Origin of the sequence: Micromonospora sp. M61, assembly GCF_018070245.1 — a bacterium.
Lineage (GTDB): Bacteria > Actinomycetota > Actinomycetes > Mycobacteriales > Micromonosporaceae > Micromonospora > Micromonospora zamorensis.
The window spans coordinates 21,052-37,975 of the sequence record NZ_JAGPYA010000006.1; the positions used below are offsets into that span (position 1 = coordinate 21,052).

Annotated in this window: 16 protein-coding genes and 3 tRNA genes; 1 reads left to right on the forward strand and 18 read right to left on the reverse strand. The window is 67.9% G+C overall.

The window, feature by feature from the left end:
• Positions 1 to 57: 57 nt before the first annotated feature.
• The 17 genes from KBX34_RS05240 to KBX34_RS05320 form a co-directional block, all read right to left on the reverse strand.
• On the reverse strand, positions 58 to 3,489 hold the full coding sequence (locus KBX34_RS05240; RefSeq protein WP_088950243.1) for a DNA-directed RNA polymerase subunit beta: 3,432 nt from the start codon (positions 3,487 to 3,489) through the stop codon (positions 58 to 60).
• A gap of 572 nt (positions 3,490 to 4,061) precedes the next feature.
• Positions 4,062 to 4,451: a 50S ribosomal protein L7/L12 gene (gene rplL / locus KBX34_RS05245; RefSeq protein ID WP_088950244.1), complete on the reverse strand. Its 390-nt coding sequence runs from the start codon at positions 4,449 to 4,451 to the stop codon at positions 4,062 to 4,064.
• Between the two features lie 55 nt (positions 4,452 to 4,506).
• Positions 4,507 to 5,052 (reverse strand): 50S ribosomal protein L10, encoded by a 546-nt coding sequence (rplJ, locus tag KBX34_RS05250; RefSeq protein ID WP_030329872.1) that lies wholly within the window; start codon positions 5,050 to 5,052, stop codon positions 4,507 to 4,509.
• A gap of 339 nt (positions 5,053 to 5,391) precedes the next feature.
• Positions 5,392 to 6,081 carry a hypothetical protein gene (locus KBX34_RS05255; RefSeq protein ID WP_210790860.1) on the reverse strand — a complete coding sequence of 230 codons (690 nt, stop codon included), beginning with the start codon at positions 6,079 to 6,081 and terminating at the stop codon, positions 5,392 to 5,394.
• Positions 6,078 to 6,944, reverse strand: coding sequence for an ATP-binding cassette domain-containing protein (locus KBX34_RS05260; protein WP_210790862.1), 867 nt, complete (start codon positions 6,942 to 6,944; stop codon positions 6,078 to 6,080). The genes KBX34_RS05255 and KBX34_RS05260 overlap by 4 nt, the downstream gene beginning before the upstream one ends.
• A 79-nt stretch (positions 6,945 to 7,023) precedes the next feature.
• Positions 7,024 to 7,740, reverse strand: a complete 717-nt coding sequence (gene rplA, locus KBX34_RS05265; RefSeq protein ID WP_088950246.1) for a 50S ribosomal protein L1 — start codon at positions 7,738 to 7,740, stop codon at positions 7,024 to 7,026.
• A gap of 78 nt (positions 7,741 to 7,818) precedes the next feature.
• Positions 7,819 to 8,250 (reverse strand): 50S ribosomal protein L11, encoded by a 432-nt coding sequence (rplK, locus tag KBX34_RS05270; RefSeq protein WP_088950247.1) that lies wholly within the window; start codon positions 8,248 to 8,250, stop codon positions 7,819 to 7,821.
• Positions 8,251 to 8,437: 187 nt separating this feature from the next.
• Positions 8,438 to 9,160, reverse strand: a complete 723-nt coding sequence (nusG, locus tag KBX34_RS05275; RefSeq protein WP_088950248.1) for a transcription termination/antitermination protein NusG — start codon at positions 9,158 to 9,160, stop codon at positions 8,438 to 8,440.
• Between the two features lie 39 nt (positions 9,161 to 9,199).
• Positions 9,200 to 9,592 (reverse strand): preprotein translocase subunit SecE, encoded by a 393-nt coding sequence (gene secE, locus KBX34_RS05280; protein WP_088950249.1) that lies wholly within the window; start codon positions 9,590 to 9,592, stop codon positions 9,200 to 9,202.
• A 214-nt stretch (positions 9,593 to 9,806) separates the two neighbouring features.
• Positions 9,807 to 9,879, reverse strand: a tRNA-Trp gene (locus KBX34_RS05285).
• A gap of 129 nt (positions 9,880 to 10,008) precedes the next feature.
• Positions 10,009 to 10,401 (reverse strand): MaoC family dehydratase, encoded by a 393-nt coding sequence (locus KBX34_RS05290; RefSeq protein WP_088950250.1) that lies wholly within the window; start codon positions 10,399 to 10,401, stop codon positions 10,009 to 10,011.
• Position 10,402: 1 nt separating this feature from the next.
• A complete protein-coding gene (locus tag KBX34_RS05295; RefSeq protein ID WP_210923547.1) occupies positions 10,403 to 10,849 on the reverse strand; it encodes a MaoC family dehydratase N-terminal domain-containing protein in 447 nt (148 codons plus the stop codon).
• A 124-nt stretch (positions 10,850 to 10,973) separates the two neighbouring features.
• On the reverse strand, positions 10,974 to 11,141 hold the full coding sequence (rpmG, locus tag KBX34_RS05300; protein WP_007073056.1) for a 50S ribosomal protein L33: 168 nt from the start codon (positions 11,139 to 11,141) through the stop codon (positions 10,974 to 10,976).
• 134 nt (positions 11,142 to 11,275) lie between these two features.
• A tRNA-Met gene (locus KBX34_RS05305) sits at positions 11,276 to 11,348 on the reverse strand.
• 24 nt (positions 11,349 to 11,372) lie between these two features.
• Positions 11,373 to 11,445: transfer RNA gene (locus KBX34_RS05310), tRNA-Thr, on the reverse strand.
• Between the two features lie 93 nt (positions 11,446 to 11,538).
• Positions 11,539 to 14,067: a bifunctional diguanylate cyclase/phosphodiesterase gene (locus KBX34_RS05315; RefSeq protein WP_210790864.1), complete on the reverse strand. Its 2,529-nt coding sequence runs from the start codon at positions 14,065 to 14,067 to the stop codon at positions 11,539 to 11,541.
• A gap of 50 nt (positions 14,068 to 14,117) precedes the next feature.
• On the reverse strand, positions 14,118 to 14,258 hold the full coding sequence (locus KBX34_RS05320; protein WP_157744079.1) for a hypothetical protein: 141 nt from the start codon (positions 14,256 to 14,258) through the stop codon (positions 14,118 to 14,120).
• 594 nt (positions 14,259 to 14,852) lie between these two features.
• Here KBX34_RS05320 and KBX34_RS05325 point away from each other — a divergent pair.
• Positions 14,853 to 15,206 (forward strand): hypothetical protein, encoded by a 354-nt coding sequence (locus tag KBX34_RS05325; protein ID WP_088952028.1) that lies wholly within the window; start codon positions 14,853 to 14,855, stop codon positions 15,204 to 15,206.
• 428 nt (positions 15,207 to 15,634) lie between these two features.
• Here the strand turns inward: KBX34_RS05325 and KBX34_RS05330 are convergent, their stop codons facing one another.
• Positions 15,635 to 16,906: a pentapeptide repeat-containing protein gene (locus tag KBX34_RS05330; RefSeq protein WP_210923549.1), complete on the reverse strand. Its 1,272-nt coding sequence runs from the start codon at positions 16,904 to 16,906 to the stop codon at positions 15,635 to 15,637.
• Positions 16,907 to 16,924: the final 18 nt, after the last annotated feature.

Genomic DNA, 16,924 nt, shown 5'->3' on the forward strand with positions numbered 1-16,924 from the left:
TACTGCTAATTCTGGGGGGGGGTGGGGGGCGGGCGAACCGCCCCCCGACCGCTCACCTCAGACCTCTTCGACCGAGCTCGGCTCGCGCCGGGACAGGTCGATGCCCAGCTCCTCAGCGGCCCGGAACACCTCGTCGTCGGTCTCGCGCATTTCCAGGGCCACACCGTCGCTGGAGAGCACCTCAACGTTGAGGCACAGCGACTGCAGCTCCTTGAGCAGCACCTTGAACGACTCCGGGATGCCCGGCTCCGGGATGTTCTCGCCCTTGACGATGGCCTCGTAGACCTTCACCCGGCCGAGCACGTCGTCGGACTTGATCGTGAGCAGCTCCTGCAGGGCGTACGCGGCGCCGTACGCCTGCATCGCCCAGCACTCCATCTCACCGAAACGCTGACCACCGAACTGCGCCTTACCACCCAGCGGCTGCTGCGTGATCATCGAGTACGGCCCGGTCGAACGAGCGTGGATCTTGTCGTCGACCAGGTGGTTGAGCTTCAGGATGTAGACGTAGCCGACCGCGATCGGGTCGGGCAGCGGCTCGCCGGAACGACCGTCGAACAGCTGCGCCTTGCCGGTACGCCCGATCAGCTGCTTGCCGTCCCGGTTGGGCAGGCTCGACTCGAGCAGACCGGAGATCTCCTCCTCGCGGGCACCGTCGAAGACCGGGGTGGCCACGTTGGTGTCCCCCTCGGACTCGTGCGCGTCGATCGAGCGGAGCTGGCGCTTCCAGTCGGCGTCGTCACCCTCGACCTTCCAACCGGTCTTGGCGACCCAACCGAGGTGGGTCTCCAGAACCTGGCCGATGTTCATCCGGCTCGGCACACCGAGCGGGTTGAGCACGATGTCGACCGGGGTGCCGTCCTCAAGGAACGGCATGTCCTCGATCGGAAGGATCTTCGAGATGACGCCCTTGTTGCCGTGCCGGCCGGCGAGCTTGTCGCCGTCCTGGATCTTGCGCTTCTGGGCGACGTAGACCCGGACCAGCTCGTTGACACCCGGCGGCAACTCGTCGCCGTCCTCGCGGGAGAACGTGCGCACACCGATGACCGTGCCGGTCTCGCCGTGCGGCACCTTCAGCGAGGTGTCCCGAACCTCACGCGCCTTCTCACCGAAGATCGCGCGGAGCAGTCGCTCCTCCGGGGTCAGCTCGGTCTCACCCTTGGGCGTGACCTTGCCGACCAGGATGTCACCGGGGACGACCTCGGCACCGATCCGGATGATGCCGCGCTCGTCGAGGTCAGCGAGCATTTCCTCGCTGACGTTCGGGATGTCGCGGGTGATCTCCTCCGGACCGAGCTTGGTGTCCCGGGCGTCGACCTCGTGCTCCTCGATGTGGATCGAGGTGAGCACGTCCTGCTGCACGAGGCGCTGCGACAGGATGATCGCGTCCTCGTAGTTGTGACCCTCCCAGCACATGAACGCCACCAGCAGGTTGCGTCCGAGTGCCATCTCGCCTTCGTCGGTGCACGGACCGTCGGCGATGACCTGACCGGCCTCGACGCGGTCGCCCTCGAAGACCACCGGCTTCTGGTTGACGCAGGAGCCGGCGTTGGAGCGGCGGAACTTGTGCAGCAGGTACGTCCGGCGGTGGCCGTCATCCTGGTGGATGGTGACGTAGTCGGCGCAGAGATCCTCGATCACACCGCCGACCTCGGCGACAACCACGTCGCCAGCGTCGACCGCGGCCCGGTATTCCATGCCCGTGCCCACGAGCGGCGCCTCGGCCTTGACCAGCGGCACCGCCTGGCGCTGCATGTTCGCGCCCATCAGTGCCCGGTTGGCGTCGTCGTGCTCGAGGAACGGGATCATGGCGGTCGCGACCGAGGTCATCTGCCGGGGCGAGACGTCCATGTAGTCGACGGCACCGGGGACGACGTCCTCGGTCTCGCCGCCCTTACGACGGCAGAGCACCCGCTCCTCGGCGAACGTGCCGTCAGCCTTCAGGCGCGCGTTGGCCTGGGCCTTGACGAACCGGTCCTCCTCGTCCGCGGTCAGGTAGTCGATCTGGTCGGTGACCCGACCCTCGACGACCTTCCGGTACGGCGTCTCGATGAAGCCGAACGGGTTGACCCGGGCGAAGGTGGACAGGGCGCCGATCAGGCCGATGTTCGGGCCTTCCGGCGTCTCGATCGGGCACATCCGGCCGTAGTGGGACGGGTGCACGTCGCGGACCTCGAAGCCGGCCCGCTCACGGGACAGACCACCCGGGCCGAGCGCGCTCAGCCGGCGCCGGTGGGTCAAGCCCGCCAGCGGGTTGGTCTGGTCCATGAACTGGGACAGCTGCGACGTACCGAAGAACTCCTTGATCGCCGCCACCACCGGGCGGATGTTGATCAGGGTCTGCGGCGTGATCGCCTCGACGTCCTGCGTGGTCATCCGCTCGCGGACGACCCGCTCCATGCGGGACAGGCCGACCCGAACCTGGTTCTGGATCAGCTCACCCACGGTGCGCAGGCGACGGTTGCCGAAGTGGTCGATGTCGTCGGCCTCGTAGCCGTCCTCACCGGCGTGCAGCCGGCACAGGTATTCCACGGTGGCGACGATGTCGTCCTCGGTCAGCGTGCCAGTGGTGATCGGCACGCCAACTTCGAGCTTCTTGTTGAACTTGTAGCGCCCGACCTTGGCGACGTCGTACCTCTTCGGGTTGAAGAAGAGGTTGTCGAGCAGGGTCTGGGCGTTCTCGCGCGTCGGCGGCTCGCCAGGGCGCAGCTTGCGGTAGATGTCGAGCAGGGCCTCGTCGGCTCCGGCGATGTGGTCCTTCTCGAGCGTGGTCATCATCAGCTCGGACCAGCCGAACCGCTCGCGGATCCGCTCAGCCGACCATCCGACGGCCTTGAGCAGGACCGTGACGGCCTGCCGACGCTTACGGTCGATACGAACGCCGACCGTGTCGCGCTTGTCAATGTCAAACTCCAGCCAGGCACCCCGACTCGGGATGACCTTGACGCTGGAGAGGTCGCGGTCGGAGGTCTTGTCCGGCTCCTTGGAGAAGTACACGCCCGGGGACCGGACGAGCTGGCTCACCACGACGCGCTCGGTGCCGTTGATGACGAAGGTGCCCTTGGGCGTCATCATCGGGAAGTCACCCATGAACACCGTCTGGCTCTTGATCTCGCCAGTGGTGTTGTTGGTGAACTCCGCGGTCACGAAGAGCGGAGCGCAGTAGGTCAGGTCCTTCTCCTTGCACTCCTCGATCGAGGCCTTGACCTCGTCGAAGCGTGGCGCCGAGAAGGAGAGCGACATGGTGCCGGAGAAGTCCTCAATGGGACTGATCTCTTCAAGGATCTCCGCGAGACCCGAGCGTGCGTGCGGGTCGTCCGCCGACCGGCCCTGCCAAGCCTCGTTGCCGACGAGCCAGTCGAAGGACTCGTTTTGAATGGCAAGGAGGTTGGGGACCTCGAGGTGTTCGGTGATCCTGCCGAATGAAACTCGGCGGGGAGCGAATGCGCTCGACGTACGACTGGTCTTCGCAGGGCGGGAAGCTGCCAAGATGCGTCCTTCCGAGGACCGGTGCTGCAGAACGGCTGGTACGCGTGCACTCCAATGACCCCACCAGAAATATCCGTAAACGGACATTTCCGAGCAGGGGTCAAGTCGGAAGGCAGCGCAAACTAGCAGTGTAGCCGAGAGGCTAACCGCTGTCCAGCCCACCCCGCAGGTAGTTTGCGGAACGTGCCTCGGCCCCCGTCAACCGGGGTCTGCCGGGCCGCTCAGAACGCAACGTCCCCACTGGGCCGCTCAGGTCGAAGCGGCCGATGGTGCCGCCGCTGTCATACCCACGTCGTGGCCGTCGCAAGCGCGGTGTCTTGCTGGTGTCAGCGTGCCTGGCAGCCTGGGGCCGCGTCAAGGGCCGGTATCCGGGTCGCCGCTTCTTTCCTCCTGGCGGGCGACCCTCCGCGCTCGTTCGGGCCGCTGGCGCCGGTGGTCCTGGCCCAGCTCAGAGCCGGTCGGCGCCGGATCCACCAACACGGCGGGCGGCGATCCGTGTCGGATCACCGCCCGCCGCGATGCGATCGTGTCCCGGCTCACGAGCCGGGACACGCGCGCTGGTGGAGCTCAGGTCACTTGAGGGTGACCTTGGCGCCTTCGCCCTCGAGCTTGGCCTTCGCCTTGTCGGCGGTCTCCTTGTTGACCTTCTCAAGGATGGCCTTCGGCGCGGACTCGACCGCGTCCTTGGCCTCCTTGAGGCCCAGGCCGGTCAGCTCACGCACGACCTTGATGACCTGGATCTTCTTGCCGCCGTCAGCCTCGAGGATGACGTCGAACTCGTCCTTCTCCTCCTCGACCGGAGCAGCAGCAGCGCCGCCGCCGCCACCCGGGCCCGCCATGGCGACCGGAGCCGCGGCGGTGACCTCGAAGGTCTCCTCGAACTGCTTCACGAACTCAGAGAGCTCGATCAGCGTCATCTCCTTGAACGCGTCGAGCAGCTCGACAGTGCTGAGCTTCGCCATATCTGGCGTCCTTTCCTGATTCTGTTAAGTAAGAACTGGTGCGCCGTGGGGACCATCAGGCCGCCTCGGCGCCCTCCTTCTCGCGCTTGTCCTGCAGAGCTGCCGCCAGGCGGGCGGTCTTCGACAGCGGGGCCTGGAACAGGGCCGCAGCCTTGCTCAGGTTGCCCTTCATCGCGCCGGCCAGCTTGGCCAGCAGCACCTCGCGGGACTCCAGGTCGGCAAGCTTCGTGACCTCGGCCGCAGAAATGGCCTTGCCCTCGAAGACACCGCCCTTGATGACGAGCTTCGGGTTGGCCTTCGCGAAGTCGCGAAGCCCCTTCGCCGCCTCGACGACGTCGCCCGAAACGAAAGTCAGCGCGGTAGGACCGGTGAACAGCTCGTCGAGGCCGGTGATGCCCGCGTCCGTCGCAGCACGCTTCGCGAGCGTGTTCTTCGCGACCGTGTAGCTGGTGTCGGCGCCGAGCGAGCGCCGAAGCTGGGTGAGCTGGGAAACCGTCAGACCGCGGTACTCGGTCAGCACGGTGGCGCCCGAGCTGCGGAAACTCTCGGTCAGCTCAGCAACGGCCGTGGCCTTGTCGGCCCGGATCGGCTTGTCCGCCATGTCCCTCCTCTCTCGTTACTCGAGGCTGGTCCCCGTCACCGCCGAGGCGGGAACGGGGGCGGAGGCAGCACGACAACGAAAAGCCCCGGCGCAGGGCGCACGGGGCGAGGGCCGGAAGATCATCACGGTCGGCGGACCATGAACACTGCCGAGTTACGCTTGCCGCCCTACGCGGGTCGCCCGATGTCGCGGGGCCTTCGACCGTGCCGAAGCACGGTGACCAGCGGTCTCTGGGTGGTTCCTCATCCGTGAGAACACGGATGACGGTTGAAGAGTACGCGCCCCGGCCACCAGCGCCAAATCGCGGTGGGTGAGCCGCGCCACGGACGCTGGCAGCGGTCAGCCCTGGGCCCGCCGCCGCCACAGATAGCCGCCGAGCACCGCAGCGCTCCAGGCCAGCGCCCACCCGCTCAACCCCAGCAGGGTCAGCGCGGCCGCGTCGCCACCGGTGGTGCGTGCGGCGGCCATGATCGGCGGCGCCAGCCAGGGGGCCACCGACCCACTCAGGCCGAGCACCACCGCGCCGACCCCGCCGAGGGCCAGCACCGCGACGCCGTACCCGGCACCGCCCACCGACGCCCGGCTGGCCAGCGCGCCGAGGGCAACCGCAGCGGGTACGGCGAGCAGGTGCGCCCACACTCCCAGCGCGAGCCCGACCGGGATCGACCGGTCCCCCGGGTCGACCGGGCCGGAGACCCCGCCGACCAGCCACGGAAAGAGCAGCGCCACGGCCACCGTCACCAGAGCCACCACACCGGCGGCGAGGAGCCCGGCAAGCCGCTCGCGGGCCACCCCGACCGCCACCTGCGCCAGGCGGCGCTGCACGTCCGGCTCCACGTCCAGAAGGATCTTGGTCTGCCAGGCGACGACCGGGAAGAGGACCACGGCCGAGACGCCGTACGCCTCCGCCGGTTGTGCGCGGCCACCGCCGTAGAGGGTGCCGAGAACGACCAGGCCGGCGAGCAACGGGGCCACCGCACGCCCGGTCCGCAGGAAACCGGCCAACCGCATCCGCACCAGGGGGATCACCGGGCCTCCCCCGCTGCTGGCTCGATCATCGGGTCGACGCCCTGGTCGGCCCCGGACTGCGCGGGTGTCGGCTCACCGGTCGCCGATCGGATCGACGGTGCGGCGGGTCGCGCCTGTGCGGCGGCGGTGGAGGCGTCGGCGCGTACTCCCAGGACGTGGTGGCCCTCGGCGCGCAACCGGGCGACGGTGCCGGCGACCCGCGCGGCCGGCACCGCGACCTCGACCACGGCGAACGTCTCGTCCGCCGACGACGTCTCCTCGGTCAGCGAACCGTCGGCCACCAGCCAGCGGCGCGCGGCCGGCAGCCGGATCGTCTCGCCACGGTGGTCGCTGACCAGAACGGCGCCGTCGGCGGCGAGCACCTCGGCGATCAGCTCGGGAACCAGCTCGCGGGTGGCGGCGTCCAGCCCCTCCCACGGCTCGTCGAGCACCAGCAGGCCCGGCGGGCGCAGCATCGCCTGGGCCAGGCCCACCTTCTGCGCGGTGCCCTTGGACAGCTCGGGCAGTCGGACCGAGCGGAAGGCGGACAACCCGAGCCGGTCGGTCCAGGATGTCACCGCCTCGTCGGCCGCCGCTCCGCGCAACCCCGCCACCCGGGCCATCCCGGTGAGATAGCGGACCACGGTGAACGGCTGGTCGGCCGGGAAACGCTCCGGCACCCAGCCCACCCGCGTCGGGCGGCCGGTGACCCGGCCCCGGCCCGGCCGGAGCACGCCGGCGGCCACCTGGAGCAGCGTCGACTTGCCCACCCCGTTGCGGCCCAGCACGACCGCCGCCTCGCCCGGACCGATGTGCACGTCAATGCCTCGCAGCACCCACGGCCCGCGCCGGTGGTACCGCAACCAGACGTCTTCCAGCCGCATGGGCCGAGCCTGCCACATCTCAAACGCGCGGGGGCGCCGCCACAGTCGTGGCGGCGCCCCGGCGGAGCGAACTGTCGGCTCAGGCCTCGGCCTGGTCCTCCCGGAGGTTCTTCACCAGGTTCGGGTCGACCGGGACACCCGGGCCCATCGTGGTGGTCAGGATGACCTTGCGGAGGTACTTGCCCTTGGACGCGGACGGCTTGGCACGCAGCACCTCGTCGAGCACCGCAGCGTAGTTGTCCACCAGCTGGCTCTCCGTGAAGGAGGCCTTGCCGATGATCAGGTGCAGGTTGGAGTGCTTGTCCACCCGGAAGGTGATCTTGCCACCCTTGATGTCCTGCACCGCCTTGGTGACGTCCATGGTCACAGTGCCGGTCTTCGGGTTCGGCATGAGACCGCGCGGGCCCAGGATCCGCGCGATCCGGCCGATCTTGGCCATCTGGTCCGGCGTGGCGATCGCCGCGTCGAAGTCCAGCCAACCACCCTGGATCCGGGCGACCAGCTCGTCGGTGCCCACCTCGTCGGCACCCGCGGCGGCGGCCTCTTCGGCCTTCGCGCCGCTGGCGAACACGATCACGCGGGCGGTCTTACCGGTGCCGTGCGGCAGGTTGACCACGCCGCGGACCATCTGGTCCGCCTTACGGGGGTCGACGCCGAGGCGCATGGCGACCTCAACCGTGGCGTCGAACTTGACGTTGGTGGTCTCCTTGGCCAGCTTCACGGCCTCGGAGGGGGTGTAGAGCTTCGACCGGTCGATGACATCGGCGGCCTTGCGGTAGCTCTTGCTGCGCTGCATTGCTGATTACTCCTGTGGTCTCTGGCGGGCCGCTCGGCGCGAGCCCTCCCACGGTCGGGTCGAAGGCTTTGGCCGACGTCAGTCGTTGACGGTGATGCCCATCGACCGGGCGGTGCCGGCGATGATCTTCTCGGCCTGGGCCAGGTCGTTGGCGTTGAGGTCGGCCATCTTCTTCTCGGCGATCTCACGCAGCTGGGCGCGGCTGACCGACCCGACCTTCTCGGACTGCGGAACACCCGAGCCCTTCTGCACACCGGCGGCCTTGATCAGCAGCCGGGCAGCGGGCGGGGTCTTCAGCACGAAGGTGAAGGACCGGTCCTCGTAGACGCTGATCTCGGCGGGGACGATGTCGCCCCGCTGGGACTCGGTCTGCGAGTTGTAGGACTTGCAGAACTCCATGATGTTCACGCCGTGCTGGCCGAGCGCGGGGCCGACCGGCGGCGCCGGCGTGGCCTGGCCCGCCGGCAGCTGAAGCGTGAACGTCTTGACGAGCTTCTTCTTCGGAGGCATGTCACTTCCTGGGGCTTGGAGCTGGGAAAATGCGGCTGTCGCCGCCCTCGGAGCGCGCACGGTCAGCGCGGTGCGACAGCGGCGACATTCAAGAGTAGCGCAGGCCGCAGCCCACTCGTCCGCCGAGGTCGAGCGGGAGGGCATACGCCGACGTCGGCGGCGGGCCAGGCCCGCCGCCGACGACCAGTCAGATCTTGGCGACCTGGTTGAAGTTGAGCTCCACCGGGGTCTCGCGACCGAAGATCGACACCAGCACCTTGAGCTTCTGCTGGTCGGCGTTGATCTCGCTGATGGTGGCCGGCAGCGATGCGAACGCGCCGTCGGTGACGGTGACGGAGTCGCCCACCTCGAAGTCGAGGACCTTGATCTCCGGCTTCGACTTCTTCTGCTCGGTCTCGACGGCCGGTGCCAGCCACTTCAGCACCTCGTCGAGGGAGAGCGGGGCGGGCCGGTCGGCCCGGTCGGTCGCGCCGACGAAGCCGGTCACGCCCGGGGTGTTACGGACACAGGAGTACGACTCGGCGGTCAGCTCCATCCGGACCAGGATGTAGCCCGGGAAGACCTTGGCCTGGATCTGGGAACGCTTACCGTTCTTGACCTCGACCTCTTCCCGGGTCGGCACCTCGACCTGGTAGATGAAGTCCTCCATGTCGAGGCTCGTGATCCGGGTCTCGAGGTTGGTCTTGACCTTGTTCTCGTAGCCGGCGTAAGAGTGCACCACATACCAGTCACCCGGCGCGTAGCGCAGCTTCTGCCTCAGCTCGGCAACTGCGTCGAACTCCTCGTCCGGTGCGGGCTCGGTCGTTGGGAACTCCGGCTCGCTGGCGGCCTCAACCGACTCGTCACCAGCCGCCGTCGCGACCGTGGACTGCTCGTCCACCTGTCCGGCGGTCTCGTCGTACTCAGGCACGCTCGCTCACTTCCGTCACTATCGGCTGGAGGCAGCCGGTCAGTCCGAGTTGCCAAAGACAAACAGCACGACCTTGGCGAAGCCGTAGTCCAGCACACCGACGATCGTCAGCATGACCGCGACGAACGTCACCACCACGGCGGTGTAGGTCAGCAACTCCTTGCGGGTCGGCCAGATGACCTTACGCAGTTCGGCTACGACCTCGCGGAAGAACCGGGCGATGCGGCCGAACACGCCCACCCGACCCGTTTCCGACCGGGTGGTCGGCCGGCTGTCTGCCGACTCTGCCCGGGCGCGGGACCGCGTGGCGGTGCCTCCCCGGGATACCGGCTCGTCCGCGCTGGAGGCGTCGTCGTCGGCTACGTCGTCGACGACCTCGTCGTCCAGACGATCGTCGCCGGCGTCCTCGCCGTGCCGCTTGTTGTCGGCCACTTCGCCCTCCGTCGCGGAATCTCGGGTCGCACGCCGAGTGGCGTACGCGGCGCTGGTCACGCCGGCCGGGCCTAACCGTCCCGCGACGGGCCGCGGCCGGTGGATCATCCGGAGGGCCCCGATTGCCTCGGAACCACCCCGCCGATGCCACCACCACGGGCCGGACGCCGCCAAGCTGGCGGCGCGACCCACGGGAACGGTCAGGCCTGAGGCGCAGGGGTGACAGGACTTGAACCTGCAGCCTGCGGTTTTGGAGACCGCTGCTCTGCCAATTGAGCTACACCCCTATGTGGCAACACTCGCCCCACGCGGCCACAGACGACCGAGCAGGGGTCACTTGCCCCACGGCGGACCAGTGTACGGGTAGCCACCCGACTTTCCCAACCGGTCTCCCCGCCACGCGTGGCGGGGAGAGTTCAGCGGGTCGAACGGATGGTCGCCCGTGCCTGTGAGAGCACCTTCTCGCCCCCGCAGACCGCCGTCACATCGATTCGGGTCAGGCCGTCCTCGGTCACCTCACGGACCCGCGCGGTGACCTCGATCTCGGTCCCCTGGTCGTCGTCGGGGACGACCACGGGCCGGGTGAAACGGACGTTGTACTCGACCACCGCGTCGGGTGCCCCGGCCCACTCGGTGATGGCCCGGCCGACCAGCGCCATGGTGAACATGCCATGGGCGATCACCCCGGGCAGACCCACCTTGGTGGCGACCCGGTCGCTCCAGTGGATCGGGTTGAAGTCGCCCGAGGCGCCGGCGTAGCGGACCAGGTCCGCGCGGGTCACCCGGAACGTCTGTGCTGCCAACTCCATCTCAGGCCTCCCCGCGTACGACGTACTTGGCCCAGACGGACACGACCGGGTCCCCGCCGACGGTGCTCACGTCGGTGCGGGTGGTCAGGAAACCGTGCCCACCCCGGGTGCTGACGTCCTCGATGGTGTTGGTGCAGACCAGCTCGTCGCCGGCGACCACCGGCCGGGTGTACGCGAACCGCTGGTCGCCGTGCACCACCCGGCTGTAGTCCACGCCCAGGGCCGGGTCCTCGATGATCTGGCTGCTCGCAGCCATCGTGATGATCACCGGGAAGGTCGGCGGGGCCACCACGTCGGAGTGGCCCAGCGCCCGAGCGGCGTCCGGGTCGTGATGAGCCGGGTCGGTGGCGCCGATGGCGCTGGCGAACTCACGGATCTTTTCTCGGCCCACCTGATAGGGGGCGGTCGGCGGATAGGTCCGGCCGACGAAGGAAGGGTCCAGAGACATGCCGCGAACCTACACGGAAAGCCCAATCGCCGATCTGGTCGGCAGGCGGCGGCGGAGCCGCGCCAAACCGGTCAGATCGGCGATTGAAAGCTTCGACAGCGGCCGGCGCGAAACCGGCCCCGGGTCAGCGGGTCTCGCGGTGGACCGTGTGCCGACCGTCGCGCGGGCAGAACTTCTTCAGCTCGATGCGGTCGGGGTCGTTACGCCGGTTCTTGCGCGTGATGTAGTTGCGCTCCTTGCACTCCACACACGCCAAAGTGATCTTCGGCCGGACATCGGTAGCCTTCGCCACGGCGGAGTGCCTTCCTCGCTAACGGAAACAACTACGACGCGCCAGCCTAGACGCTGACAGCGCGGACATGCAAAGTGGGCGCCAGAAGCGCCCATTTTCTTACGACCACCGGCAACGAGCCCGGAAGACGAGAGTAGCGGTGGCCGGACTTGAACCGGCGACACAGCGATTATGAGCCGCTTGCTCTACCATCTGAGCTACACCGCTGCGATGGGTCCAGCTGAACCCTCGAGCCCCCTTACGGAATCGAACCGTAGACCTTCTCCTTACCATGGAGACGCTCTGCCGACTGAGCTAAGGGGGCCTGCGCGATCTCCCCGTGGGGCGCGCAGGAGTAAGAGTACACGGCCCGGCTCGACAGGTGAAATCGGATCCCCGGTGATCGTTTGCGCCCTGCTCAGGGCACGACACGCAGGCGCGGAAGCTCCCCGCTGGCGACCGTCTCCGGCTCGACCTGGGCACCGAACCAGGCAGCCAACCGCTCGTACGGCAGTGGCCTGCTGAACAGGAAGCCCTGCCCGATCTCACAGCCGATGTCCTGGAGAAGCTCCAGGGTCAACTCGCTCTCCACGCCCTCGGCCACCACCGCCAGGCCGAACTGCTGCGAAAGGGTCACCACGGCGTTGACGATCGCCAGGTCCCCCGGGTCGGTCGCCATGCCCTGCACGAAGGAACGGTCCACCTTCACCTCGTGCACCGGCAGCCGGCGCAGGTGCGCCAGGGACGAGTCACCCGTGCCGAAGTCGTCCACCGACAGCCGTACGCCGAGATCCCGCAGCCGTTGCAGGGTGGGGATCGGCCGGTCCGTGCCGTCCAGCACCCCCGACTCGGTGATCTCCAGGGTGAGCCGCTGCGCCGGCACCCCGTACTCGGTCAACAACTCCTGGACCCGGTCCGGGAAGTGCTGGTCGATGAGCGTACGAGCCGAGAGGTTGACCGCGATGGGCAGCGGCTGGTCGGCCAGCGCCCAGTCCCGGCTGCGCCGAAGGCCCTCCCGGAGCACCACCTCGGTGAGCCGGCTCAACTGGCCGGTGTGCTCGGCCACCGCCACGAAGTCCTCGGGCGCGACGGTGCCGTGCGCCGGGTGCTCCCAGCGGGCCAGACACTCCACACCCACCAGGCGGCGGTCCCGCAGAGTCACCTTGGGCTGGAAGTAGACCTCCAGCTCGTTCTGGTCCAGTGCTCGGCGCAGATCGCCGGCCAGACCCAACCGGCGCAGTGAACGGGACTCCAGCGCGGGATTGAACAGCTGCACGCTGCCCGGCACCGACTTGGCCGCGGTGGCGGCGAGGTCGACCCGCAGCAGCAGGGTCGCCGCGTCGCTGCCGTGATCCGGGTGTACGGCCACCCCGACAGCGGTGTTGACGTCGAGGGTGAGCGCGTTGAAGACCATCTCGTCGCGGATCTGCTCACGCAACTGGCCGGCCAGCTCAAGTGCCGCCTCGGCGCTCTCCAACCGCAACGTCACCAGGAACTCGTCGCCGCTCGCACGGCCGACCAGCGCCGACGACGGAGCATTGGCGCGCAACCGGTTGGCGACCTCGGCCAGGACCTTGTCCCCCGCGGCGTGGCCCAACGACTCGTTGACCTGCCGCAGCCCGTCCACGTCGAACAGCAGCAGCGCCACCACCTCACCGGGCGCACGGATCTTGACCGCTTCTTCCAGCGCGCCGGTGATTCGGCGCCGGTTGGGCAGCCGCGTCAAGGCATCGTGGTACGCGTCGTGTCGCAGTCGGTCTACCAGCCGGGAGTTTTCCAGGGCGACGGCCGCGTGCGCAGCCACCGTCTCGAACAACGGCACGTCCTTGCGAACGAAGTAGTTGCTGTCGCCGAGCCGGTTGGCCACCTCAAGGGTGCCGATGATGACCTGACCAGACCGCAGTGGCAGCACGATCACGTCCTTGACCCTCTGCCCGGCCAACTCGCCACGCAGGTCGGCGTCGGTGGTCATGCCACGCCCGACCGCGACGACGCGACCTTCGTCGCGAGCCCGCTTCCGCAGGACCGCCGGGGTCTTGGCGAGGTCGAGCAGACCGGGATCGTCATTGCGCGCAGTCAGCAGCACCTCCGGATGCCGGCCCTGAGCGGGTAACCAGAGCGTGGCGTACTCCGCCTGCATCAGCGCGCGCACCCGCAGCAGGAGCGCGTCCGCCAGGGTGCCGTCCTGGCCGCTCTCGACCACCGCCCGACTCAGCTCGTACATGTCGGCGAGGGTGCGGTGCTGTCGGAAGAACTGCGCGTACGCGCGATAGACGATGGAGAGGGCGACGACGAGGGCCGCCAACAGCAGCAGCGACCACCAGGTGACCGCGATGAGAATGAGGACGACCAGACCGCTGGCGATGTTGATGGCAGCGGTGAGCAGTGCCGGCGGACACCGTCGGATGGCCTCCCAGCCCACCTGCCATCCCTGCAGGAGCGTGTGCACTCCGGCCACGGAGAGCAGGCTCACCACGTTGACCATGCTGGCCGCGACGAAAAGTATCAGCCAGGTGCCGGGGCCGATACCCTGCACGGACGGCAGGACCTGCAGCACCAGGACCGCCAGTGACGAGCCGGCAGCGGCTCGAGCGACGTTGAACCAGAACTTCGTCGCACCGAAGCGATGCCGCAGGTGCGTGATGACGGCCGCGAGGGTGTAGATGGTGACCACCGTCAGTGGCCGGACGAGGTAGAACGCCATCACCAACGGAATCTCGGTGAGGGTCACCCCGATCGACTGACGGCGAACGGTGAAGTTGAGCACCGGAAGGCCTGCGGCCACCATGCCGACCAGCAGGGCGGCTGCGAGCGGCCATTCCCCGAACGGCTCAGGAGCAACCAGGCCGACGACTGTGGAGCAGACGACGGCCAGCAGCGCCATTGGCCCGGTGATGAGCCAGGCACGCTCGGTGGAGCGGGGGCCCGCGCGGCCGCTACCCGCCATGCAAAGCCCCCTCACCGCCCCGCTGGTCTACATCGTCGAGATTGTGTTCCTCAGTGGGGTGCCGGCATGTTCCAGATGAAGTCCGCCGTGTGCATGTACCCGTCCCAAGGGCCACCGACGAAGACGCCGGCCGCGAGGGCGGAAAGCACCAAGAACGAGCCAAGCAGCCGGCCCAGCGTTCGACCAGACATTTTTGCTCCTGTCGGGGAAGTGTCACAGGGATGGTGGAGGTTCCACGATCGTGCCACACGGCCCGTATGCGGAGAAGCGCTCGGTGCGGGACCGGTCCGAGCGTTGACTAGGTCGCGCCCTTCGGACAGCCCGCTGTGTCGTGCAGTGCCAGATCAGGGCCCGTTCCGCGCGTCAGGCAATTCGGTCGGCGCTTGATACGACCATCAGCACATTTCACCCATGCTGCGGCGCACCACCTGGCTCGTTGCTTGTGATCACTCCCCGTGACCGACCGCCTCGCACCCCGGGCAGCCAAATACATCGACCACCATACCCGTTTACGCCTTGGACACAAGTGGCCTAGACGGACAAGCCACACGCCGACGCCGAGGGCGATAGCAGCCCCTCGGAGAGCTGTCGGCGGGATGACTCACCACGACAGGCATCGATGGACTACGCCCAGAGCCCCGGCCGAGTCCGGGCGATCCGGTGGAGGCCAGCCAGGGTCGGAGCCGTCATTGGCCCACCCCGAGCGCGAGTCGAATGCGGTGGTCTCGGGTGCCGGCCCGCCGATACTGTCCGGGCTCACCAAGAATCCGAACGGCGAGGTCGACATGAACAGCGATGACGGTACGACGGTGCTGTGGCGCCCAACCGGGCCGAACGAGCTGGCTCTCGTCCGCGAGTCCGGATGGCGGGCATGGCCGCCGCGCCTGCCGGATCAGCCGATCTTCTACCCGGTCCTGAACGAGGACTACGCGGTGATGATCGCCCGGGACTGGAACGTGCCCGCGTCGGGCGTCGGCTACGTGACCCGCTTCCGGGTGGAGTCGGACTTCCTGAGCCGCTACCCGGTCCGCCAGGCAGGCGGAAAGACCATTCTGGAGCTGTGGGTGCCGGCCGAGGAACTGGACGAGTTCAACGCTCACATCGTCGGGCTGATCGAGGTCGTACACGAGTTCCGGTAGCCGCCAGCCGGCGGCGGGGGCGTCATCGGATGATCCCGACGGCCTGGGGCCTGTTGTGCTGGACGACGCCGACGAGAGGCAGCACCGTGGCTGATGCCGGCGGCATCACCGGAGCCGGGCGGCGCAGGTCGACCGCCGCGGCTCGTCGAGCGCCCAGACCGATCTGCCCGCCCACTATCTGCCACAACCAGTTGTCGACGACTGGACTCAGCCGGACTCCGCTAGATCAACGACAACGGCCCCTGATCAGCATCTCTGCTGGTCAGGGGCCGTGTCTGCACCTGGTGGCGGGTAGAGGATTCGAACCTCTGAAGCTTTCGCGACGGATTTACAGGGCGTCAACGATCTTGCTCGTGCATTGCCACTGACCTGCTATTCCTCTCCCCCCAACCTGGCCAAGCAACCAGCCGCCCACCATCTGCCCACACTCACGATTCCGGCAGGAACAACCCGTCGGGAGGCATCCCGTCAGGCCAAACGTCGAAGCTGGGCGGCACATCAAAGATCGCCTCCTCAAGCTGCACTTGCCCACCAGTGAACGCTGCGCTCTCGAAGTGCACCCCTCCGCCAACGAACCTCGCAAAGGTAAAGGACACCACCCCGCCGCTAAACCTCGCCCAGCCGAAGAACACACGTCCGCCACTGAACTTCGCCCTGTCGAAGAGCACCCGCCCGCCACAGAACCTCGCCCTGTCGAAGAGCACCCGGCCCTCACTGAACTCCGCCCCAACGAAGGACACTCGTCCACTACTGAATGTCGTTTTGCCGAAGCTCACCAACCCGCCGCTGAACTTCGCTCCGCCGAAGGAGACTTCCCCTCCATCGAACGTCGCCCCATCGAAGGACACCTGTCCGCCACCAAACGTCGCCCCATCGAAGGACACCTGTCCGCCACTGAACGCCGCCCCATCGAAGGACACTCGTCCACCGCTAAACGCCGCGTTCGTAAAGTCCCCCCCGTCCAGAACTGCGCCGGTGAAGTCGAAGTCGAAGTCGCGCCATGAAACCGGAACATCCTCCGCAAGACGTAGGTGCCTGCCGATGAGGCGGATGACGGTATGACGCACCTCCCGCTCCTCACGAGCGGCCTGGTCGGATTGAATGATTGACGATTGGCTGTCGGCCTTCGTCGGCGCCTCGCTCGTTGCCTGCGGCGGTGTATAGGGCATGCGGAGGTAGGCGCAGAGGACGTCAATGCAGGTCTGTCGCCCCTCGCGCCAGTCATCTGCGAGACCGGCCATGGCGTAGACGCCCGCCAGGCGTACGGCCGCTTTTTCCGACCCGAGCTGCTCGGACGCCTTGGCGAAGCGTTCGTTGAACAGGCGGACACCGTTGCGGTCAGTCTCGATCTTTGCCCGATCGTCGGCCGCCTCAGCGAGAGCCTTGGTCACTTCAGCACGCAGATCCGCAGCGTACGCCAGTTGGTGAGCGAATTCCGCCAGCTCGTTCGTGTGCTCCGCCACCCGCTGCCGACGGTAAGCGACCACCAGGGCGGCGACACCACCGACGCCCGCCACAACGGCAAAGACGAGCTTCAAGAGGTCGAACAACGTGGCCGCTGTGACGGTTGCACCCCGTTCAAGGCCAGGCCAACCGGCGAAGCCGAGCGCCGCAACAATCAGCCCTCCGACTAGCAGCAAGGCAGTTGCGACAGTCAGAGCGATTGACCGGCGGATACCCCAGAGGCGCAGCTTCGGCACGCGACTATCATTGGTTCG